Annotated in this window: 8 protein-coding genes and 1 tRNA gene; 4 read left to right on the top strand and 5 right to left on the bottom strand. The window is 61.1% G+C overall.

Annotated features, from left to right (window positions below; all coding sequences use genetic code 11):
- Window positions 1-171 precede the first annotated feature (171 nt).
- Both ASE71_RS07980 and ASE71_RS07975 read right to left on the bottom strand, forming a co-directional pair.
- Window positions 172-1,515 (bottom strand): YcbK family protein, encoded by a 1,344-nt coding sequence (locus ASE71_RS07980; RefSeq protein WP_034790899.1) that lies wholly within the window; start codon window positions 1,513-1,515, stop codon window positions 172-174.
- A gap of 398 nt (window positions 1,516-1,913) precedes the next feature.
- Window positions 1,914-2,354: a VOC family protein gene (locus ASE71_RS07975; RefSeq protein ID WP_060517024.1), complete on the bottom strand. Its 441-nt coding sequence runs from the start codon at window positions 2,352-2,354 to the stop codon at window positions 1,914-1,916.
- 196 nt (window positions 2,355-2,550) lie between these two features.
- Between ASE71_RS07975 and ASE71_RS07970 the strand changes: the two genes are divergently transcribed.
- The 3 genes from ASE71_RS07970 to ASE71_RS07960 all read left to right on the top strand — a co-directional run bounded on the left by ASE71_RS07970 (window position 2,551) and on the right by ASE71_RS07960 (window position 4,431).
- A complete protein-coding gene (locus ASE71_RS07970; RefSeq protein ID WP_034790903.1) occupies window positions 2,551-3,129 on the top strand; it encodes a cold-shock protein in 579 nt (192 codons plus the stop codon).
- On the top strand, window positions 3,129-3,614 hold the full coding sequence (locus tag ASE71_RS07965; protein WP_034790906.1) for a DUF192 domain-containing protein: 486 nt from the start codon (window positions 3,129-3,131) through the stop codon (window positions 3,612-3,614). The genes ASE71_RS07970 and ASE71_RS07965 overlap by 1 nt, the downstream gene beginning before the upstream one ends.
- A 163-nt stretch (window positions 3,615-3,777) precedes the next feature.
- Window positions 3,778-4,431, top strand: coding sequence for an outer membrane protein (locus ASE71_RS07960; protein ID WP_060517027.1), 654 nt, complete (start codon window positions 3,778-3,780; stop codon window positions 4,429-4,431).
- Between the two features lie 65 nt (window positions 4,432-4,496).
- Here the strand turns inward: ASE71_RS07960 and ASE71_RS07955 are convergent, their stop codons facing one another.
- The 3 genes from ASE71_RS07955 to ASE71_RS07945 all read right to left on the bottom strand — a co-directional run bounded on the left by ASE71_RS07955 (window position 4,497) and on the right by ASE71_RS07945 (window position 7,121).
- Window positions 4,497-5,114, bottom strand: coding sequence for a DUF1062 domain-containing protein (locus ASE71_RS07955; RefSeq protein ID WP_244497359.1), 618 nt, complete (start codon window positions 5,112-5,114; stop codon window positions 4,497-4,499).
- 512 nt (window positions 5,115-5,626) lie between these two features.
- On the bottom strand, window positions 5,627-6,808 hold the full coding sequence (locus tag ASE71_RS07950) for a GGDEF domain-containing protein (protein WP_063891170.1): 1,182 nt from the start codon (window positions 6,806-6,808) through the stop codon (window positions 5,627-5,629).
- Window positions 6,809-7,044: 236 nt separating this feature from the next.
- A tRNA-Pro gene (locus ASE71_RS07945) sits at window positions 7,045-7,121 on the bottom strand.
- Between the two features lie 225 nt (window positions 7,122-7,346).
- Here ASE71_RS07945 and ASE71_RS07940 point away from each other — a divergent pair.
- Window positions 7,347-7,652: an ETC complex I subunit gene (locus tag ASE71_RS07940; protein WP_034791376.1), complete on the top strand. Its 306-nt coding sequence runs from the start codon at window positions 7,347-7,349 to the stop codon at window positions 7,650-7,652.
- Window positions 7,653-7,670 lie beyond the last annotated feature (18 nt).

Raw genomic sequence — 7,670 nt, 5'->3', positions numbered from 1 at the left:
AAAATCTGGTGTCCTAACCGATAGACGAAGGGCGCACTCGCTGTGTGGGCGCCTTATAGCCAGAGGATTTCAGAACCGCAAGCGGCAATCTTCATATTTCTGTAAAAATTCCACAGGCCGGAAGCAAAGGAGGCTTCTCGTCGAATCCTCCATGGAAACAAATGCTTGCCTTCAGCCCTTGGCGCGCCGGCAGCGCCAGTTCCAGTCCCGCTGTGCGCCGATATCGATATGGACCGACTCCGTGTGGCAATAGGTGCCGACGCCGCCGCGGCCGGGGACGCTACGCAGGAATTCGGCGAGATCCCACTTGCTGACGCCCTGAACCTGAATGTCAGCCGCCTCGCAGCGTGTATGCAGCGATTGCTTGGCGCGGTTGACCTTGATCGGCCTGAGGCCCGAGGTCACCATGACCTGCTTGCCGTAATGCGTTTCCACCTTCTTCAGCATCTGCATGAGCTCGGGCTTGAAACAGCCGGCATCGACTTTCTCGGTCTGCAGAATGAGCCCGCTCGGCGCCAGTCGAGCGAGCCCCGAGAGCGAGGCGACCTGAACCGGTGCGCCGTCGTCGTCATCGCCGAGGTGCTCTTCGTGCTCGTAGTTGTAGAGCGAGTTCAGTTTGACGCCCGGAAGCGTGTAGGCGAGGGAGGCCGTTTGCGGCTGGCTCGCATTGCTGGTGGTAATCGTCTTCTTTTCCGCCGGCGGAGCCGAGCGAAGTGCCGCCTGCTGCGGCTTCTCCTTGCGCTTGCCGGCAAAAAGGGCCGCGAGCGTCCAGGTTTTGGACGTGTCCTTGTTATCGTCTGCTGGCGTGGCTTCTGGTGCTGCCTGCTGCGCGGCGGCGACCTCGGTCGCTGCTGGTGTGGCGTCGGCATTGGCCACCGCCTGTGGCGTCGAAGAGGTCTGGCCGCTGGCGGCAGCCTCGGCGCTCAGCGGCACCGGAACGGCAACAGGAAGGGTGGCGTCCTGCGCGGGAGAGGGAGCATAGGCGGCGACAGCGGCGTCCGTCACGACGTCGTTGGCCGTGTTGGCGGCCCCCTGTTGCGGCGCTATTACCGGCAGCGGCTGTCGCTGGGTGCCGCTGAAAAGACTGTTGTTGGTTGCGTTCATGCCGGGCTGGCCGGCGGGTAGCGGAACAGTTCCCGTCGTCTGCGGCTGGACGGTCGTCGTTGCCTGTGCGGCAGGTGCCTGGCCATAGATGCTTGAGGAGGCGGCGCGCAGGCCGGTGCCCTGCATCGTCAGCGATTGCGGCTGTCCGCCATCGTGGGGAACTGTGGCATTGCCGGCTGCCTGTTGCGCCTGCGGATTGCTGCCGAGCGCAACCACCTGTCCATCCTGGACTGTGGCCTCCGATTCGGCGGTTTGCACAGGGGCTGCTTGCCCCTCGGCCTTCAGCGCGGTCGCTGCATCGTTTTCCCCGACCGCCGACATGCAGCCGCTCAAGGCCAGCAGCGATACGGATAAGGCTGCCGCCCGCGCAATGGTGACGAGCACCGCGCCCTTCGTGTCCGGATGTTGCAACGTCCTATCCCCGCTCTCCGTGCATGACCGACGAAGCCTCGCCTTGTCATGCATTAAGTCTCAGTTCCGAAACATCGCTCAGAACAAACAAACTCATGCTTCTCGCGGCGATCGGAATGAGCGCCACGGGAAAAGATCAGGCCAAGTACAAAAGGGGGTCGCCGCCACGAGATATCGCGGATAGGACCCGGCATCAACGTTTCGCGCGAAAAAGTACTCAACGATACGCGATTTGTAAACCGGCGCTAACCTTGAGCCCGCATGTTTCCAACATGCAAAGGCCCGGATAGACCGGGCCCTGGATCATTCATAGCTGCTGCTGATCGACGGCTCGGCCATGCCCGCCGGATTTCACCGACAGCACGGGGCCATCTTCGTTCGCGAGAATTGTGCGGAGCTTACCAGGCGCCCGTATTGGCCATCGACGCCCAAGGTTCCTGCGGCGGCCGGTTTTCGCCTTTCTGTAGGATCTCGATCGAAATGCCGTCGGGAGAGCGCACGAACGCCATGTGGCCGTCGCGCGGCGGCCGGTTGATGGTCACGCCGTTCTCCATCAGGTGCTGGCAGAAACCGTAGATGTCGTCGACTTCGTAGGCGAGGTGCCCGAAGTTGCGCCCGCCCGTATAATCTTCCGTATCCCAGTTGTAGGTGAGCTCGAGGCAGGGAGAGAGTTCGCCGCGGGCGCGATCGATGTCGCCGGGAGCGGCCAGAAACACCAGCGTGAACCGGCCCTTTTCATTTTCGTAGCGGCGGATCTCCGTCAGGCCGAAAATCTTGCCGTAGAAGTTCAAGGCCTCGTCCAGATTCTTGACGCGAACCATCGTGTGCAGATAGCGCATTGCAATGTCCCTGTTTTGCAGAAGATGGCGTATACTGGTCCGTCAGCAAGCCAGAGGCAAGGCTGCGTCCCCATATTAGTTCTCGGCCAAAATATGCCGAGGGTCTTGCGTATCCGCGGCGGGACGATGTTATTCTGGTCAATAAGAATCAGTTAACCGTATCGGTAGTCGCGCGTAAACGAGGGGCTGGGAGAGAATGGCGGATAGGACATCTTCAAAAGACGTCATGCATGGTGACGACTTTGGCAGCGACGCTCTCGACCTCATCGAAATCACCGGCGTGATCAAGTGGTTCGACGTCGCCAAGGGCTTCGGCTTCATCGTTCCCGACAACGGCATGCAGGATGTGCTGGTGCACGTGACCTGCCTGCGCCGCGACGGCTACCAGACGGTTCTTGAGGGTGCGCGGGTCGTTGCTCTCATCCAGAAGCGGGACCGCGGTTACCAGGCGTTCCGTATCCTATCGATGGACCAATCCACGGCGGTGCATCCGTCGCAGCTGCCGCCGGTCCGAACCCACGTGCAGGTAACGCCGACCAGCGGCCTTGAGCGCGTTCTCGTCAAGTGGTTTAACCGCACCAAGGGCTTCGGCTTCCTGACCCGCGGCGAGGGAACCGAAGATATCTTCGTCCATATGGAAACGCTCAGGCGTTTCGGCCTGACGGAACTGCGGCCAGGCCAGGTGGTGCTCGTCCGGTTCGGCGATGGCGAAAAGGGCCTGATGGCCGCTGAGATACATCCGGATGGACCGTCGCCGACGAGCCGGGCGCACTGATGGTCGCGGCTCGAAACCTTGTCGGAAAAAGCGCCTTCCTGGCGCTTTTTTTGTTGCTTGCCCTGACGGTATCGTCTTTCGCCGACGTTCAGTTCACAACGGACAAGATGCGCCTGGTCACCGCGGACAAGGCTGTGCACGAACTGACGGTCGAACTGGCCCTCGATCCGGCCCAGCGTGAGCAGGGCCTGATGTTTCGTACCTCCATGGCGCCGGATCACGGCATGCTGTTCGATTTTGGCGAGACACGCCGCGTGATGATGTGGATGAAGAACACCCATTTGTCGCTCGATATGCTGTTCATCGACAACAAGGGCGTTGTGCGCACGATCCATGAAGGCGCCGTGCCTTTTTCGGAAGCGATCATTGATTCGAAAGAACCGGTGGCTTTCGTGCTTGAGCTCAATGCCGGCGCGGTCAAGCGGCTGAATATCCGGCCCGGAGACCGGCTGGAAGGTGCCCGCATGCCGTCTTCGAAGCCGTAGACGCCGGGGCCACTTCGCGGTCCGCCTTGCCCTTGCCCGATCATTTCCTAAATTATGTGTCTGAACCCCACGGGTTTCATGGTTGAGATCATGGAGCCTTTCGGGCAGACTGCGCGTTAACGAGTTGCTAATATTCTTCTGGCGACAACAGGAGGCAGCCGTGATGATCCGGAGTGTGCTTGTTGCAATGGTAGCGGCCTGCGCCGTTGCGCAAACAGCGATGGCAGCGGACTTGGCAGCCGATCTGAGCCAGCCGCCGGCACCGGTCGCGCAGCCATCTCCAGGATTCGTCTGGACCGGCGGTTATGTCGGCCTCCAGGGCGGCGGCGGGTGGCTCAATGGCGATTTCAGTGCGCCCGGCAGCAGCGCTTCAGAAGACTTCAATGGCGGATTGCTCGGCGCCTTTGCCGGTTTCAACTTTCAGCAGGGCGACTGGGTTTACGGCATCGAGGGTGACGTCAACTACAATTGGAACGACAAGACGTTCGACGTCGGCGGAACCTCGACCGAAGTTGGTACCGACGTTTCCGGCGCAATACGCGGCCGGGTCGGCTACCTGCTGAATGACAAGGCGCTGCTCTATGGCGCCGGCGGCTGGGCGGTGACCCGCGGCTTCGTCGATGTGCCCGGCGCATCGAAGGAAAAGGAAACCTTCAACGGTTGGACGATCGGTGCCGGTGTCGACTATTCGTTCACCGACAGCGTCTTCGGCCGCGCCGAGTACCGCTACAACGACTACGGTGACAAGGACTTCGGCGGCGTCAATGTCGATCTCGACCAGCACCAGTTCACCGTTGGTGTCGGCGTAAAGTTCTGACCAGCAACCATTGGCATCGCGGAGCGCGCCGGCATGCTGCCGGACGCTCCGCGGTATCCTTTCAACTACGGGCCGCCGCGGGCACGCCGGGCAATCTCGGCACGGTCATCTTCCGCGGTAAGATCGAGGACGATGCGGCTGCCGTCTCTGATCGGGCGTCGCAGGGCCTTCCGCGACTCGGGCAGAAGCGTGAGTCGCCCTTTGGTTTCGAGCTTGCTCAGTCTGGCGCGTGAAAGCGCGAGTTCCGCCGATAGCAGGCGGTCGACGCGCAGGCTGCTTGCCTGGCGCACGACAAGGACAATCTCAAGCCGTGCGCAACCTGCACTCCCACCCAATACGTGCCGTTCCACGTTAGAATCGGCCAAATCCTCGATCCGGTCCGTGCATTGGCGAAGACCTTCGATGTCGAACGCCGCCTGGCGGACCCAGACGGGATCGTTGCTTTGAAGCGCTGCGAGCGCATCCGGGGCGACGCTGGCGACATTCCGCCGCTCGAAGATCGGACGGTTCCAGGTGTCTTCGCAGACGGCGCAGCGATAGATCAGCCAGGCGTCGAGCCGCCGCCCGTTGGCGTTCAACCGTGTCTTGCCGCTGCATACGAAGGGGCGGTGGCCGCCGCAGCGGCTGCAGACAAGCCACGGGCGGGGGGCGGATTGGGGTTCGATGGTCCACTGGACCGTCAATGTATGAGACATGTCGTCTGGTTCTTCCAATTGGAAGTCCATCGAGACGACGGTTTGAGTACCCGTTCCGGGGACGCGGCCTGGCAGCTGTTGGACGTGATGGTTCCGCCTGACGAAGTTACGTCGGGCTTGAGATCGGCAATGCCATTCCGGTCTCGAACCGCCACCTCAACGAACGCATGAAAATTCTATCCGACAGCTGGAGTGCTATCGGGCGTACGGGGTGAAACTAGCGAGACCGGATTTTACAAAGGCAAAGCGAAACTCCAGGAGAGACAGCGCAATCGTGGCTGCCTGAACGTCCTATACGCTTGCGCGGATGGCGAAAAGTGCAACGATGCCACAGGCTCGCGCCAAGGTGGCGTGCGATGGCGCGCTAGGCGAAATTTGGCCACAAGCGAATTCGGCGCATTGCGGTAAAATACGCCTTACACCTCCAATCTGAAGCGGATCGGAAATGCTTGGATCCGCTTCTCTTTTTTGAAGGTGGTCTGCGGCGAAGCATCGCCTGATTAGCCGGCGCGGTGAAGGCTCGCCGCAAGCGGCTTCGAATCCGCAAGCTCCGCATCGGACGCGACACGGTTACGCCCGCCTCGTTTGGCCGCGTAGAGCGCCGCATCTGCCCTATTGAACAATTCCTCCCAGGAACGCTCCGTGCCGCTGGCGGTGGCAACCCCGATGCTGATGCTGACTGCTACGCTTTGCCCGTTGCTCACGACCCGCAGTTCTTCCACGGCGCGGCGTAGCCTTTCGGCGATTGCAAACGCCTGTGTCTCGCTTGTCCGCGGGAGATAGAGCCCGAATTCCTCGCCTCCGAGACGCGCGAAGCTGTCGCCCCTGCGCAGGTTCTTCCTGACCAGATCGGCGAAGGCGACGAGCACCTGATCACCCGTATGATGACCGTAGCGGTCGTTGATACGCTTGAAATGGTCCAGGTCCATGACGAGGAGGCAATCGCCCTGCCAGCTCGCCTGAGGCAGTTGCGCCAGAAACCAGCGCCGGTTGCCGACGCCGGTCAGCGCATCGGTATCGGCAGACCGGCGCAGCTCCGCTTCCGCCCGCTCCTTGACGAGCACGAGGGCGAAGAGCGCGATGGCGAAATGGCAGATGATCGAGAGAAAGAAGGCGTAGGTCGTGGTGATCGGCACGATGCCGGGCTTGAGGAGGCCAATGACCACCGCAAGGCAAAGGCCGGCCCCGACGGCCATGGCGGCCGCCAGCATGGCGCGTGCCGGCAGCGACTCGTTCGAGCGGTCGGCGATGACGGCGACAGCCGAAGCCGCGAGGAAAAGAAAGGCGGCGGCGTTGAAGACGCTGGCCCTGACGACGTTGACGACATGGAAATCCGTGGCGAGTCCGATGAGCGCGCCGGCAAGCGGCACAAGTAGCGCCAGCCAGTCCGCCAGACGGCGCCGGCCGCCGCTGAGGCGGCGCACGCCGATCCAGAACAGGGCGTATCCGCCGATCCCGAGCGTGAAGCTGGAAAGCCTCCACAGAGTGGGCGGTAACAGCTTTTGCTCGCCATAGCCCGCGAGCGTCGAGGCGAGCGCCAGGAAGAGGAAGCCGGTCGCCAGGATACCAAGCCCTTCGTCCCGCGGCGATTGCCAGCGCGCATAGAGGAAGCAGAAGGCGCCGATCAGGAACGACGACTTGTGAAGCAACAGAACGGTGGCAAGGTCGAGTTGGGCAGTCATTGGATCGCTCGGGCGGGCTTGGGGGCGCGCAGGGCACGAAAGCGCGCCGGTTCGCTCTATCCACAATGGATTTAGCGATTCCTAAATTCGTATGACAAATAGGCATTCTTGTCCCAACTCGGGACGATTCGATCGTTTGTCAACGCAATCGAGTGATCTACGGCGATGTTAGCCTGCAGATCTGCGATCACGAACAGATTGAAAAAAAAGGAGAATGACGCTTTCGTCTCAATGAATGGTCGGAGTGGAGAGATTCGAACTCCCGACCCTCTGGTCCCAAACCAGATGCGCTACCAGACTGCGCTACACTCCGTGCCAACGGCGCCGGAGATACACGCTTCGCAGCAGGGCTGCAACAGCAAAGTTTCCCAATGCCTCATCTTAGGCTGGGACAAACCCACAAGTTCGCTCATCTCCTACTGAAAGCCAAATTTATCCGGCCAAAAGTCATTCCGTTTTAAATCATTCTGCGTTATGGGAAGACGGAATGCTGGCGCCCGTGAATGTTGCCAGCGAAAGTATGGAGCCGTTCGAAACCATGTCCGCAAAGATCTATCGTCCAGCAAAGACCGCCATGCAGTCTGGCAAGGCCAAGACGAATCTGTGGGTGCTGGAGTTCGATCAGGAAAAGCCGCGCACCATCGACCCGATCATGGGCTACACAAGCTCCGGCGACATGAAGCAGCAGCTGCGGCTGACCTTCGAAAACGCCGAGCAGGCGATCGCATACGCCGAGCGCAACGGCATCGAATACCGCGTGATCGCGCCGAAGGAAGCGACCCGCAAGAGCGTGTCCTATCCGGACAACTTCCGTTTCAACCGGATGCAGCCCTGGACCCACTAAGGTCCTTCAGCCGCATTC

The organism is Ensifer sp. Root954 (genome assembly GCF_001429005.1).
Classification (GTDB): Bacteria; Pseudomonadota; Alphaproteobacteria; order Rhizobiales; family Rhizobiaceae; genus Ensifer; species Ensifer adhaerens.
This window is presented reverse-complemented; position numbering and strand designations above follow the sequence as displayed.